General features: G+C 69.2%; 14 protein-coding genes. 2 read left to right on the top strand and 12 right to left on the bottom strand.

The annotated features are described in order from the left end of the window. Nucleotides 1–13: 13 nt before the first annotated feature. The gene (locus tag WIX39_RS05945) at nt 14–934 is read right to left on the bottom strand and encodes a LysR family transcriptional regulator (protein ID WP_409194661.1); all 921 of its coding nucleotides are present in this window, start codon (nt 932–934) and stop codon (nt 14–16) included. A gap of 98 nt (nt 935–1,032) precedes the next feature. On the opposite strand from WIX39_RS05945, the gene WIX39_RS05940 reads away from it, so the two are divergent. Beyond that, the gene (locus WIX39_RS05940; protein ID WP_409194660.1) at nt 1,033–2,271 is read left to right on the top strand and encodes a flavin-dependent oxidoreductase; all 1,239 of its coding nucleotides are present in this window, start codon (nt 1,033–1,035) and stop codon (nt 2,269–2,271) included. Between the two features lie 31 nt (nt 2,272–2,302). After that, a complete protein-coding gene (locus WIX39_RS05935; RefSeq protein WP_409194659.1) occupies nt 2,303–3,268 on the top strand; it encodes a tripartite tricarboxylate transporter substrate binding protein in 966 nt (321 codons plus the stop codon). A gap of 19 nt (nt 3,269–3,287) precedes the next feature. Here WIX39_RS05935 and WIX39_RS05930 read toward each other — a convergent pair whose 3' ends face one another. The 11 genes from WIX39_RS05930 to WIX39_RS05880 all read right to left on the bottom strand — a co-directional run bounded on the left by WIX39_RS05930 (nt 3,288) and on the right by WIX39_RS05880 (nt 13,697). Beyond that, nucleotides 3,288–4,022 (bottom strand): GntR family transcriptional regulator, encoded by a 735-nt coding sequence (locus tag WIX39_RS05930; RefSeq protein ID WP_199851863.1) that lies wholly within the window; start codon nt 4,020–4,022, stop codon nt 3,288–3,290. 29 nt (nt 4,023–4,051) lie between these two features. Next, a complete protein-coding gene (locus WIX39_RS05925; RefSeq protein ID WP_081266996.1) occupies nt 4,052–4,723 on the bottom strand; it encodes a cysteine hydrolase family protein in 672 nt (223 codons plus the stop codon). A gap of 19 nt (nt 4,724–4,742) precedes the next feature. After that, nucleotides 4,743–6,329, bottom strand: coding sequence for an ABC transporter ATP-binding protein (locus WIX39_RS05920; RefSeq protein ID WP_409194658.1), 1,587 nt, complete (start codon nt 6,327–6,329; stop codon nt 4,743–4,745). 295 nt (nt 6,330–6,624) lie between these two features. Beyond that, nucleotides 6,625–7,335 (bottom strand): biuret amidohydrolase, encoded by a 711-nt coding sequence (biuH, locus tag WIX39_RS05915; RefSeq protein WP_081268422.1) that lies wholly within the window; start codon nt 7,333–7,335, stop codon nt 6,625–6,627. Between the two features lie 5 nt (nt 7,336–7,340). Next, on the bottom strand, nt 7,341–8,333 hold the full coding sequence (locus WIX39_RS05910; RefSeq protein WP_081268394.1) for a formamidase: 993 nt from the start codon (nt 8,331–8,333) through the stop codon (nt 7,341–7,343). 5 nt (nt 8,334–8,338) lie between these two features. Beyond that, nucleotides 8,339–9,262 carry an ABC transporter permease gene (locus tag WIX39_RS05905; protein ID WP_285411609.1) on the bottom strand — a complete coding sequence of 308 codons (924 nt, stop codon included), beginning with the start codon at nt 9,260–9,262 and terminating at the stop codon, nt 8,339–8,341. Further along, nucleotides 9,259–10,335: an ABC transporter permease gene (locus WIX39_RS05900; RefSeq protein WP_409194657.1), complete on the bottom strand. Its 1,077-nt coding sequence runs from the start codon at nt 10,333–10,335 to the stop codon at nt 9,259–9,261. The genes WIX39_RS05905 and WIX39_RS05900 overlap by 4 nt, the downstream gene beginning before the upstream one ends. A gap of 118 nt (nt 10,336–10,453) precedes the next feature. After that, nucleotides 10,454–11,575, bottom strand: coding sequence for a BMP family ABC transporter substrate-binding protein (locus tag WIX39_RS05895; protein ID WP_081268396.1), 1,122 nt, complete (start codon nt 11,573–11,575; stop codon nt 10,454–10,456). A 63-nt stretch (nt 11,576–11,638) separates the two neighbouring features. Next, nucleotides 11,639–12,022, bottom strand: a complete 384-nt coding sequence (hpxZ, locus tag WIX39_RS05890; protein ID WP_409194656.1) for an oxalurate catabolism protein HpxZ — start codon at nt 12,020–12,022, stop codon at nt 11,639–11,641. Beyond that, complete coding sequence (locus WIX39_RS05885; protein WP_409194655.1) at nt 12,019–13,494, bottom strand: AtzE family amidohydrolase; 1,476 nt, start codon at nt 13,492–13,494, stop codon at nt 12,019–12,021. Before WIX39_RS05885 ends, hpxZ begins: the two co-directional genes overlap by 4 nt. Further along, the gene (locus WIX39_RS05880; RefSeq protein WP_081268399.1) at nt 13,491–13,697 is read right to left on the bottom strand and encodes an AtzG-like protein; all 207 of its coding nucleotides are present in this window, start codon (nt 13,695–13,697) and stop codon (nt 13,491–13,493) included. Before WIX39_RS05880 ends, WIX39_RS05885 begins: the two co-directional genes overlap by 4 nt. Nucleotides 13,698–13,712: the final 15 nt, after the last annotated feature.

The raw sequence follows: 13,712 nt of genomic DNA, 5'->3' as shown, positions 1-13,712 counted from the left end.
CGGCCCATACCGCTCAGCGCGACAACTCGGGCAGCGCCTTCACCAGCGTGGCGACGAAGGCCTGCATGGCTTCGGTCTCGTGCGCGCCGCGCTTGGTGATGCGGTAGAAGTCGAGCCCCACCTTCGGCTTGGCCAGCACGTCGGTGCGCACGCGGTGGCGGCGGCAGGCCGCGAGCGCGAAGGTCGGCATCACGGCGGTGCCGAAGCCGGCCTCGACCATCGAGATCAGCGTGCCGAAGAAGTTGAACGCGGGCCGCTGCGCGTCGGCGCGGCCGATGGTGGCCAGGTGCTGGTCGATCACCTTCTGGATCGGGTTGCCGGGCGGCAGGCCGACCAGTTCGGCGCCGCGCAAGGACGACCACGGCGCGGTGCCGACGCCGGGTGGCACATCGGCATCGGCATCGGCATCGTCTTCCAGGCGGCTCACCCGCATCAGCTGGAAGCGGCCGACGGGCGTGCGCTCCAGCCCGGGGGCGGCCTTGAAGAAGAAGCCCAGGCCCATGTCGGCATCGCCGGCCGCGACCATCGCCTCCACGTCGCGCAGGTCGGCGTCGAACAGCCGCAGGCTGACCTGCGGATGGGCCGCGCGGAAGGTGGAGAACACCTGGGGCAGCAGGTGCGACGACACCAGCGGCGTGGCCGCGATGCGCAGCGTGCGGCGCGCCGCGTCGCCCGCCGCGCCCAGCTCGGCGGCCACGTCGTCGAGGTCGGTCATGAGCCGCTCGACCACCGGCAGCAGCCGCCGGCCTTCGGGCGTGAGGCTCACCACGCGCGTGGTGCGCTCGAACAGCCGGCAGCCGAGTTGCTTTTCCATCTCGCGGATCAGGATGCTGAGGCCGGCCTGGGTGATGTGCGCCTGCTCGGCCGCGCGGGTGAAGTTGCCGATGCGCGCCACGTGCAGAAACGCGCGCATCTGGCGGGTCGAGAGGTTCATAAGGATTCATGATAAATCCATATCACATCTAAATTTCCCAAATGGTTTGGCTGCGTTCCTAATGCGCGCCGAGGCACAACGCACCAACACCAACGACCATGAGCAACGAAGTCATCATCCTGGGCGCCGGCATCGGCGGCCTGACCCTGGCGCTGAGCCTGCACCAGGCCGGCATCCCCTGCCGCGTGTACGAGTCCGTGCCCGAGCTGAAGCCGCTGGGCGTGGGCATCAACCTGCTGCCGCACGCGGTGCGCGAGCTCAGCGAACTCGGCCTGCTGAGCGCGCTCGACAGGGTCGGCGTGCGCACGCAGGAGGCGGTGTTCTTCACCGAGCACGGCCAACTGGTCTTTCGCGAGCCGGCGGGACAGCACGCGGGTTACGACTGGCCCCAGTTCTCGATCCACCGCGGCGACCTGCAGACCGTGCTGCATGAAGAGACGCTCAGGCGCCTGGGCCCCGGCAGCGTGGTGTGCGGCCACCGCTGCACCGGCGTGACGCAGGACGCCGAGGGCGTCACCGTGCACTTCGCCGACGCGCCGGCGGTGCGCGGCGCGGTCGCGGTCGGCTGCGACGGCATTCACTCGGCATTGCGCAAGCAGCTCTATCCGAACGAAGGTGCGCCGCGCTATTCGGGCATCAACATGTGGCGCGGCACCGCGCGCTGGAAGCCCTTTCTCTCGGGCGGCAGCATGGTGCGCGCGGGCTGGCTCGCGGTCGGCAAGATGGTGATCTATCCGATCCGCAACGACATCGACGCCGAAGGCCACCAGCTCGTGAACTGGGTCGCCGAGATCCACGCGCCGCAGCCCGCCATGCGCGACTGGAGCCGCGCCGGCCGGCTCGAAGACTTCCTGCCCGCGTTTGCCGACTGGCACTTCGACTGGCTCGACGTGCCGGCGCTCATCCTTGCCTCCGACACCATCCTCGAATATCCGATGGTCGACCAGGACCCGCTGCCGCGCTGGACCCACGGCCGGCTCACGCTGCTGGGCGACGCCGCGCACCCGATGGTGCCGCGCGGCTCCAACGGCGCCGGGCAGGCGATCATCGACGCGCGCTTCCTGGCAGGCGCGCTCAAGGACCAGGGCGTGGGCACGGCCGCGCTGGAAGACTACGACCGCGTGCGCGTCAAGGCCACCACCGAGGTGGTGCTGACCAACCGCAGCAACCCGCCCGACGCGATCCTGCGCGAAGTGTTCGAACGCTCGGGCGGCAAGCGCTTCGAGAAGATCGAGGACGTCGTGCCCGTGGCCGAGCTGCAGGCCATCTCGGACAACTACAGGCGCGTGGCCGGCTACGACCCCGTCACCCTGAAGGCGCGCGCTTCCTACCTTTGAGCATCACTGAAAAAAACACGGAGACACCACCATGCGTTCGCTTCTCAAGAAGACCCTTGCCACCCTGCTCATGGCCGCCGGCGCCACCGCCGCCTGCGCCTGGCCCGACCAGCCGATCACGCTGGTGGTGCCCTACACGCCCGGCACCGGCATCGACCTGGTGGCACGCCAGCTCTCGGCCCGCCTGCCCGCGAAGCTCGGCCAGCCGGTGGTCGTCGAGAACGTGGCCGGCGCCAGCGGCAACATCGGCAGCGAGCGCGTGGCGCGCGCCAAGCCCGACGGCTACACGCTGATGGTGCAGGTCAACACGCTGGTCATGAACCGCAGCCTCTACCGCTCGCTGAGCTACGACCCGGTGGCCGACTTCGCGCCGGTGTCGCTCACTTCGTGGGGCACGCTGCTGCTGGTGACGAACCCGAACGTGCAGAAGGCGACGACCGTGTCGCAGATGGTGAGCGCGGCCAAGGCGGCGCCCGGCAAGCTGACGTACGCCACGCCGGGCGTGGGCACGCCGCACCACCTGTCGATGGCGCTGTTCATGCAGGGCACAGGCACCGAGATGCTGCACGTGCCGTACAAGGGCACGGCCGGCGCGGTGACCGACCTGCTGGGCGGGCGCATCGACTACATGTTCCTGCCGGTGCACGTGGCGCTGCAGCACATCCAGGTCGGCAAGCTCAAGGCCATCGCCACCGGCAGCGGCAAGCGCCTGGCGCAGCTGCCCGACGTGCCGACGCTGGCCGAGGCCGGCGTGACGGCCGACAACGTGGACATGTGGTACGGCGTGCTCGCACCCAAGGGCACGCCGCCTGACGTGGTCGCGCGGCTCAACAAGGAAATCGCGGCGGTGCTCAGGCAGCCCGAGGTGGCGACCTCCTTCGAGTCGCAGGGCATGGTGCCCGCAAGCTCGACGCCGGCGGAGTTCGGCGCGTTGATCAGGAAAGACGCGGACCGCTGGGCCGCGGTGGTGAAGCGCGGCAACATCACTGCCGACTGAGGCAGCAGCAGCAGCAGGCTCAGCGCGGCGCCGAGGCCTTCCCCGCGTGCCGCGCCAGGTGCACCTGGTGCAGCGTGATCTTGCGCACCTCGGCCTGGCTGGTCTCGATGTGCGCGCGCAGCAGCATCGCGGCCTGGTCGCCGCGGTTCGCGCGCACGGCCTTCAATATCTTCGCGTGCTCGTCGTAGGTGGCGTCGATGCGCGGCTGCTTGGTGAAGTCGAGCCGGCGGATGATGCGGATGCGGTCGGTCACGTCGCCGTGCACGCGGGCCATCTCGGCATTGCCTGCGGCCGCCACCAGCGAGCAATGGAAGGCCTCGTCCCACTGCGCCACCTGCGCCATGTCGGCGCTGCGCTGCGCCGCCGGCACGAGCCAGATGCCGGCCAGGGTTTCCAGCAGGCCGCGGTCGATGTGGCGGTCGGTCTCGCACAGCCGGTGCACGGCGGTCGTCTCCAGCACCATGCGCAGGTCGTAGAGCTGCTCGAACTGGTCGAAGTCGAAGGGCAGCACGCGCCAGCCGCTGCGGAACAGCACTTCGACGAATCCCTCCTGCTGCAGCCGGAACAGCGCCTGGCGGATCGGCGTGCGCGACACGCCCAGGCGTTCGCTGATCTCGTTCTCGGTGAAGCGGTCGCCGGGCACGAGGATGAAGTCGGCCACGTCGCGCTTGAGCTGCGCGTAGACCTCGTCGGCGCGCGTGCGGAAAACGGTGGGGTCGGCGGGAGCGGCGGGGCTGGGTCGAACGGTAGACACGGAGGGGATGTTAGTCGCAGGAAGGCGCGTCACGACGGGCTGTGCAGCACCGCGAGCAAGGCGGCGCTCGGCGCGGTCCAGCCGACGATGCCGCCCTGGGCGCGCACCATGTCGAGCGTGGCCGCCTTGAACGCCGGAAAATAGCTTTCGGTGCAGTCTTCCAGCAGCAGGCTGTCGTAGCCGCGGTCGTTGGCTTCGCGCATGCTGGTCTGCACGCAGACCTCGGTCGTGACGCCGCCGAACAGCAGGTGGGTGATGCCGCGCTGCTGCAGCAGTTCATGCAGGCCGGTGGCATAGAACGCGCCCTTGCCGGGCTTGTCGATGACGATCTCGCCGTCGATGGGGGCAAGTGCTTCGATGATCTGGTTGCCGGGCTCGCCGGCCACGAGGATGCGGCCCATGGGGCCCTGGTCGCCGATGCGCAGCGTGGGGTTGCCGCGGTTGCGCTTGGCGGGAGGACAGTCGCTGAGGTCCGCTGCGTGCGCTTCCCGTGTGTGCACCACGAGGCCACCGGCTTGCCTCCACGCCCGCAGTGCTTCCTTGGTTGCGGGGACGATGGCTTCGAGCAGCGAGACATCGTTGCCCAGCGTTTCGCCGAAGCCGCCGGGCTCGATGAAGTCGCGCTGCATGTCGATCAACACCAGTGCGGTGCGGGCCACTTCGAACTCGTAGGGGAAAGGGTTTGCCTGTTCTATGCGCATGTGCTTGCTCGCTGTTTATTCATGCCGCTGTCTTCAACGGCTCGTGGTGCCCGCCGCCCATGTGCGCCCCGATCACATGCCGTTCGGCTCCGGCAGCCGGCGTCTCGAACACGATCTGGCCTTCGCTCATCACGACGATGCGGTCCGCCAGTTCGAGCAGTTCGTCGAGGTCTTCGCTGATCAGCAGCACCGCTCCGCCCTTCTCGCGCACCTGCACGATGCGCGAGTGGATTTCGGCGACGGCCGCGAAGTCGAGGCCGAACACGGGGTTCGCGGCGATCAGCACGTTGATGTCGCCGGCCAGCTCCCGCGCCAGCACCGCGCGCTGCACGTTGCCGCCCGAGAGGCTGCGAATCGGCGCGCCCTCGCCCTGGGTCTTCACGCCGTACTCGGCGATCCATTCGCGTGCCCGGCTGCGCCAGTACGGAAAGCTCAGCACGCCGCCGCGCGACAAAGGCGGTTGGTCGAAATCACGCAGCGCCATGTTCTCGGCAACGCTGAGGTCGCCGACACAGGCGTTGCGCAGCGGCTCTTCCGGGAGGCTGCGGACCTTGAGCTTGCGGTTCTCGGCGCGGTGCGCACCGTAGGGCTGCCCCATCACCGTGACCTTGCCCGCAAGGCGCGGACGCTGGCCGACGAGGGCCTCCACAAGTTCGCGCTGCCCGTTGCCGGACACACCGGCCACGCCAAGGATCTCTCCCGCGCGCACGGACAGGCTCAGGTCGTGCAGCGCCAGCGTGCCGCGATCACCTTGCGCCTTGAGTCCTTCGACCTTCAATGCAACCGGCGCATTGGCGGGCACGGGCTTCCTCGCGATCGGCGTCGATGCCGTTGCCTGCTCGCCACCCATCATGGCCTGCGCCAGTTGCGCCGGGCTGGTGTCGGCCACGCGGCAGTGATGCACCGCCTTGCCCCGCCGCAGCACGGTGACGCTGTCGGCATACGCCATCACCTCGCGGAACTTGTGCGTGATGATGAGCACCGTGCACAGCCCGCTGCGCGCGAACTCGCGTACGTGGCCCAGCACCTCGTCGGCCTCCTGCGGCGTGAGCACCGAGGTCGGCTCGTCGAGGATCAGCAGGCGCGGCTTCAGGTACAGCTGCTTGAGCAGTTCGAGCTTCTGCTTCTCGCCGGCCGCAAGCTCGGACGGACGCGCATCGAGGTCGAGGCTGAACGGCGTGGTCGCAAGAAACTCCTTCAGCTCCGCGCGCTTCGTCTTCCAGTCGATCAGCGCCGGCGTCTTGCCACCCGCGAGCAGCAGGTTTTCTGCCACCGTCATGCCCGGCGCCAGCGTGAAGTGCTGGTACACCATGCCGATGCCCAGCGCGCGCGCCACGATGGGGTTGGCGATGTCCTGCTCGCGTCCGTCGATCAGGATGCTGCCCTCCTCCGCGCGCTGGAAGCCGGCCACGCACTTCACCAGGGTGCTCTTTCCCGCGCCGTTCTCGCCGAGCAGCGCGTGCACGGTGCCGGGCTCGACGCGCATGGTCACGCGGTCCATGGCGGTGAAGGCGCCGAAGCGTTTGGTGAGCTCGTAGGTGTCCAGCGCGAGCGCGCCTTTGCCTGCGGGGAGGCCGCCGATTGCGTTAGGTGATGTGGCGCTCATGTGTTTTTTCCTTCGCGTCTTTGCATGTTCGGGGTGCGTGCACAGGCCACCGGGTACTCCCCTCCGCGAATGTCCCCCGCCCTTCGGGCTCCTCCTTTATTTCGCTGCGGGGAGCACCCGGCACCCTGTGCACATCGAGCGCGGCTCTCGTGCTGGCCGATCAACGACGGCTCTGAATGCTCACGCTGGCGGGGTGCCTTGCGCAGCGAAATAAAGGAGGAGGGGCGAAGCCCCGGGGGACATTCGCGGAGCAAGGCACCCCGTCGGCGTGAGCAGCGCCCGGAACAAAGGCAACTCATACAACCGCCAGCAAAGCCTGCGAAGTCGCATGCGCCCCGAACACGCCACCCTGCATCGTGATCATCTTCAGCGCCGCAAGATGATTGCCGTAGTCCGTCGCAGCCGTGCAGTCCGACAACAGCAGGCACTCGAACCCTCGGTCGTTGGCGTCACGCATCGTCGTGTGCACGCACACGTCGGTGGTGATGCCCGCGAGGATGATGTTCTCGATGCCGCGCGTACGCAGGATCAGTTCGAGGTCCGTCGCATAGAACGAGCCCTTGCCCGGCTTGTCGATCACCACCTCGCCCGGCAGCGGCGCCAGCTCGGGAATGATCTCCCAGCCCGGCTCGCCGCGCACCAGGATGCGCCCGCACGGCCCGTCGTCGCCGATGCCCACGCCGTTCGCGCCGATCTGCCGCGAACGCCAGCGCTTGTTGGCCGGCAGGTCGCCGAGGTCGGGCCGGTGCCCTTCGCGCGTGTGGATGATGTGATAGCCCAGCGGCCGCAGCGCCGCCAGCGTGCGCGCGATCGGCTCGATCGGCGCCTGCACCAGCGACAGGTCGTAGCCCATCACGTCGACATACCCGCCCTTGCCGCAGAAGTCGGTCTGCATGTCGATGACAATGAGCGCGGTGTTGTCGGGCCGCAGCGCGCCGTTGTAGGGCCAGGCATAAGGCTCGGCGGCCACGTGGCGTTCGGTGGTGTTTGCGATGGTGGCGGTCATGGTCGTCATCCTGCGTAGTTGCGCTGCGGCGGCGCGAAGCCGCAACTCGTGCCGTCGGTCACCTTCACCTCGGCGCTCCACGGCAGCCTGTAGGTGCCGGCGGCCATGTCGTGCATGTAGGTATAGGGGCAGTCCTGCGCGCCGCCCTTCACCGCAACGTACCCGCGGTGATAGAGCTGGTAGATGTTGTTCTCCACGCCCCAGCCGGTGCGGGCCTCGCGCACGAGGTCGGGGCGCAGCTCGGCGGTGATGATCTCGTCCACGCGGCCACCGCCCTCTACCAGCACCGTGCCGTCGAAGTTGCAGAACATGCCCTCGCCCATCGAGTCGAAGCTGCCGTCGCTGCCGCACAGGCACACGCTCGCGGTGTAGGCGAGGTTGCAGAAAGCGTTGGCCTGGTTGGTGATCTTCCACGCATGGCGGATGGGCGCGGTGTAGCCGGCCGTGCGCAGGATGATGTCCGCGCCCTTGTACGCGGCCTCGCGCGCCATCTCGGGGAACATGCCGTCGTGGCAGATGATGAGCGACAGCTTGCTGCCGTTGGGTCCGTCGCACACCGGAATGCCCAGGTTGCCGGGCTCCCAGGGTTCGACCGGCACCCACGGGTGCAGCTTGCGGTAGTAGAGCCTGATCTCGCCGTGGTCGTCGATGATGAGCCCGCTGTTGTACGGGTTGCCGCCGGGGTTGGCCTCCATGATGGAGAAGCAGCCCCAGATGCGGTGTTCGACGCAGGCCTGTTTGAAGGCCGCCACCTCGGGGCCGTCGAGCGTGCACATGATCTCGGGGTTGGTGTCCATCGAGAGCCCGTGCAGCGCGTACTCCGGGAACACCACGAGGTCCATGGTCGACTGGTTGCGGCGGGCCTTGCCCACCATCTCGCAGATGCGCTGCGTCTGTGCGGCGAGTTCGGCCGGCGTCTTCACGCTCGGCAGTTGCAGCTGCACCAGACCGACGACGACGCCGTGCGCCGATTTGTTGAGGCCTCCGAGACCGCTCATGAAATTCAGCTCCTTGCGGAAGAGAGTTCGCCGGGGCTGCCGACGGCCGCGCTGCCCGGCTTGCAGGTGAACACCAGGATCACCAGCGTGAGCACATAGGGCACGGTGTTGAAGAGGTGGTAGCCCCAGCCGATGCCGATGGATTGAAGCGCCGGCCCGATGGCGCCCGCGCCGCCGAAGAGCAGCGCCGCGCCTACGCAGCGCAGCGGGCTCCAGCGCGCGAAGATCACGAGCGCCACCGCGATCAGGCCCTGCCCGCTGGAGATGCCTTCGTTCCAGCTGCCCGGATAGAAAAGCGTGAGCGACGCACCGCCGAGCCCCGCGATGAAGCCGCCCGCCGTGGTGGCCGCGATGCGCAGGCCCGAGACCGAGTAGCCGAGCGCGCGCGTGGCCTGTGCCGAATCGCCCGCCATGCGCACCAGCAGGCCGGCGCGCGTGCGCGCGAAGCCCCACCACAGCAGCACCGCGAGCGCCACGCCGATGGGCACCAGCGCATTGAGCTGCAGCGCCGAGCGCACCACCGTGTTGTCGCTCCAGAAGCCCAGCGGAATCGCGGGAATCTGCGGTGCCTGCGGCTGGATGAGCGGCTTGCCCAGATAGAACGCGAGCCCGGTGCCGAGCAGCATCAGCGCGATGCCGGTGGCCACGTCGTTCACGCGGTCGAGCGAGCACAGCAGGCCATGCAGCAATGCGAGCGCCGCGCCGGCCATCGCGCCGACCAGCACGCCGAGCCAGGCCGAATCGGTGAGGTACGCACCGCCGAAGGCCGCCATGGCCGACAGCACCAGCACGCCTTCGAGCCCGAGGTTGATGCGGCCGGATTTCTCGGTGAGGCACTCGCCCAGGCTCACGAACAGGAACGGGGCACCCACGCGCAGCGCGCCGCCGACGATGCCGGCCACCAGCGCGATCCATTGGTCGGCAGTCATGCGATGTGGCTCCTGTCGTATTGCTTCGCTTCGGGCAGCATGCGGTCGCCGAACTTCTTCCAGTTGACGGTGCGCAGGCCCTCGCTCGCGAGGATCAGCACGAAGGCGATGCCCTGCAGCACCAGCACCGATGCATCGGGCAGGCCGAGGCGCCGCTGCAGCAGGCTGCCCGCAGCGCCGAAGCCGCCGAACAGGATCGCCACCGGCACGATGGCCACCGGGTTGTGCCGCGCGATGAACGACACCAGGATGCCCGCGTAGCCATAACCGGCGATCAGCGAGGCGTTGGCGTTGGTGTGCACCGCCGCCACCTCGACCGCGCCCGCGAGCCCCGCGCAAGCACCGCCGAGGCCGCAGGCCGAAAGAATGAGCCGCGTGGCCGGCAGCCCCACCAGTTGCGCGGTGCGCGGGTTGCCGCCCACCACGCGCACCGAGAAGCCCGAGGCCGTGGCGCGCAGCCACCAGCCGAGCCCCAGGCAGGCCACGACGCCGATCACCAGGCCCCAGTGCACGTCGGAACCGCCGATGCCGCCTATCAGCAGCCCGTCGTTCAATGCATGGGTCGAAGGCTTGTTCAGGCTCGCCGGGTCGCGCAGGGGCCCTTCGACCAGGTGCTTGAAGATGCCGATGGCGATGTAGGCCAGCAGCAGGCTGCTGATGGTCTCGTTGATGCCGCGAAACTGCCGCAGCCAGCCCGCGAGAACAATCCACACCGCACCGGCGACGGCGCCCGCGATGCACACGATCACGGTGCCGGCGGCATTGGCGGGCAGAGGCACCGCATGCGCCAGCGCCGCGCAGGCCAGCCCGCCCAGCACCAGCGCGCCTTCGCCGCCGATGATGATGAGCCCCGCGCGCGCGGGCAGCGCCACGCACAGCGCGGTGAGCATCAGCGGGGCGGCGCGCTGCAGCGTGTTCTGCCACGAGAACCAGTCGCCGAACGCGCCCTTGAACAGCGTGGCCCAGACCTCCACCGGGTCGACGCCCGCGAAGGCCACCAGCAGGCCGAACACCAGCAGCGCCGCCGCGATGGCGAACACCGGCAGGGAAAACTCCTTGAGGACACTGCGCATGATGAAGTCTGCTTTCAGGTCGGGGCCGTCGCGCAACCGGCTTCGCCGGGCCGCTGACGGCGCCCCCTTGCCAAGGGGGTGGGCGAAGCGGCATGCGGTGCGCGAAGCCTGGGGGATGTCATCCGATGCTTCCGACGACGCCTTCGACGAGGTAGTTCATCTTCTCGAGCTCCAGGTCGGTCTGCTTGAGCACCTTGCCGGCCGGCACCACCACCGCGCCCTTGTTGTCCTTGATGCCGTCCTTGAAGATGTCGAAAGTGCCCGCGATCATCTTCGCCTTGATGTCGTCGGCCTGCTTCTTCGCGGCGTCGGGCACCATGGGGCCGTAGGCGGACATCTTCACGTAGCCCTCCTTCAGGCCGCCGCGCAGGAAGTTCGGATGCGGCTTGCCGGCCTGGGCGGCGTCGATGATGGTCTTGTAGGCGGTGAGCCAGTTCCACTCGGCGCCGGTGAGGTACGCATTGGGCGCCAGCTTGGCCTGGCTCGCGTGGTAGCCGCAGACCATCTTGCCGCGCTTGGCCGCCGTCTCGACCACCACCTTGGGGCCGTCCACGTGCATGGTGAAAACGTCGCAGCCCTGGTCGGCCAGGCTGTTGGTGGCTTCGGCTTCCTTCACGGCCATCGACCAGTCGCCCGTGAAGATCACGCTGCAGGTGATGTTCGGCTTGACCGAGCGCGCGCCCAGCGTGAAGGCGTTGATGTTGCGCAGCACCTGCGGAATGGGCTTGGCCGCGACGAAGGCGATCTTGTTGCTCTTGGTCATGTGCGCGGCGATCACGCCGTTCAGGAACTGGCACTCGTCGATGTAGCCGAAGAAGCTGCCCACGTTCTTCGGGTGCTTGCCTTCGGTCCAGAGGCCGCCGCAGTGCGAGAAGCGCACGTCGGGGTTCTTGGGCGCCACCGCGAGGATGTGCGGGTCGAAGTAGCCGAACGACGTGGGAAACAGCAGCTTGGCGCCGTCCTGCGAAATCATGCCGGCCATGGTCTTCTGCACGGCGGCGGTCTCGGGCACGTTCTCTTCTTCCACCACCTTGATGCCGGGCATCTTCTTGACTTCGGCGGCTGCCTGCGCGTGGGCCTGGTTGTAGCCGTAGTCGTCGCGCGCGCCGACGTAGATCACGCCGACGGTGAGCGGCTTGGCCTGTGCGCCGGCAAGGGCGCTCCAGCTTCCGAGCGATCCGGCGGCGCCCAGCGCGGCCAGGGTCTTGAGGGAATCGCGGCGATTGAGAGGGCTGGTCATGACGTACTCCGTTGCTGGAAAACAGGTTGAAGGATCGAAGGAAAAAAGAAGTGCCTGGGGGTCTCAGCCCAGCAGGCTGACGTGGGCCGAAACCACGCGCCAGCCCTCGGGCGTGCGCATCCAGGTCTGGCTCTGGCGGCCGGTGCGCTCGGCGCCTTCGCGGCGGAACTCGCAGTTCGCGGTGGCGAAGTCGCGCCCGTAGGAGGTGATGACGGTGACGAGCAGTTCGCGCGCAAGGCCCTGCGAGGGGCGCGACGCGCGAAACGCCCGGATCTCGTCATAGCCGTAGAGGTTTTCGGTGGCGCCGTAGCGCAGCGTGGTCGGGCTGTTCCAGAACAGTTCGTCGAGCACCTCGACCTTGTTGTTCACCAGCGCGTCCTCGTAGCGGGCGAAGGCGGCCTGCACCTCGGCGAGCACGTCGGGCAGGTTGATGTCGCTTGCGTTCATGCGGGTGTCTTCTCCACATTCAGTGCGGCGACGGGCGCATGCGCCACGCCTGCGGCTTCGAGTGCCGCGGCCACGCGCAGCACGAGGTCTTCGCGCCAGGGCGCGGCGATCACCTGCACGCCGATCGGCAGGTCGGGAAGATCCGGCAGGTTGGCGTGCGCGCTCCATACCGGCACCGCGCACACCGGCAGGCCGATGCATGAGAAGGGCTGGGTCAGCAGCCCCATGTTGGGCCGCACCGGCAGCACCTGGCCGTTGACCTCGAAGGTCTCCGCACCGATCGGCGTGGCCGCGCTGGGCGTGGCCGGTGCCAGCAGGACGTCGTAGCGGGCGAACAGGCGCGCCACCGCCTCGGCATACACCCGGCGCACGCGCTGCGCGCGCGCCACCCATGCGGCCGGCAGCAGCGCACCGGCCAGAAAGCGGTCGCGCGACAGCGGCTCGAAGTCGTGCGCGCGGCGGCGCAGGTCGTCCAGGTGCAGCGCGGCGCCTTCGGCGTTGGTGATGAGGAAGGCGGCCGCGCGCCCGGCCTCCACCAGCGGCAGTTCGACGCTGGCCCGCGAGACGCCCGAGCCCAGCGCATCGGCGACCAGATCGACGGCGGCCAGCGCCTGGGCCCCGGCGCGCTGGTGAAAGTAGCCGCCGAGCACGCCGATGCGCAGGCCCCGCGCGCCCTGCGCCAGCACGCCAGACACCGGTTCGACGCCACGCTGGGCGCAGCCGGGGTCGGGCGGGTGGCCCGCGTCCTCGGGTCCCTGCAGTGCGTCGTAGACCAGCGCCAGGTCGCGCGCCGAACGGGCGAAGGGGCCGAGATGGTCCAGGCTGGACACGAACGGGAAGCTCCCGGTGCGCGGCAGCCGCCCGAAGGTGGGCTTCAGGCCGAACACGCCGCACAGCGACGCGGGCACGCGGATCGAACCGTTGGTGTCGGAGCCCAGCGTGAGCGGCACCTGCCCCGCGGCCACCGCGGCGCCCGAGCCGCCCGACGAACCGCCCGCGATGCGCGTGAGGTCGTGCGGGTTGCGCGTGGGGCCTTCATGGCTGTTCTCGGTGGTGAAGCCGTAGGCGTACTCGTCCATGTTGAGCGCGCCCACCAGCACGGCGCCCGCGCGCTCCAGCCGCCGCACCAGCGCTGCGTCTGCGCGTGCGGGCGCGGTCTGGTGCTCGATCTTCGAGCCAGCGAGCGTGGGCAGGCCGGCGATGTCGAACAGGTTCTTCACCGCGAAGGGCACGCCGAGCAGCGGCAGTTCGCGGGTGCGCGCGCCGTTCGTCGACGCCAGCGAGGCATCGACCTGCGCCGCGCGGCGCAACGCGCGCTCGGCCAGCACGGCGGTGAAGGCGTTGACCCGGCCATCGGTGGCGTCCACGCGCTCGAGGCTGGCCTGCACCAGCGCGGTGGCGCTCGCGGCGCCGGAGCGCACCGCTTCGGCCATGGCCGTCGCGTCGCGCCCGAGCAGATCCGCCGCGCTCATGCTTCCTTCTCCTCGGGTTCCACCGGCGAGAAATGCACCGCCGGCTCGGCCGACATGGGCAGCGGCACCGACTCCACCACCGCGGCGAACTCGGCCGCGAGCGCGAAATAACGCAGCACGCCGGGGCGGTGCGCGGGCGACAGGGGCAAGGCGAGCGCCGCGGCGGCGGCGTCGACGTAGCTTTCGATCTGCGTGGGTGTCATGGTCGGCTCCTTGTG

This window comes from Variovorax sp. AB1(2024), from assembly GCF_037482385.2.
GTDB lineage: Bacteria > Pseudomonadota > Gammaproteobacteria > Burkholderiales > Burkholderiaceae_C > Variovorax.
This window is presented reverse-complemented; position numbering and strand designations above follow the sequence as displayed.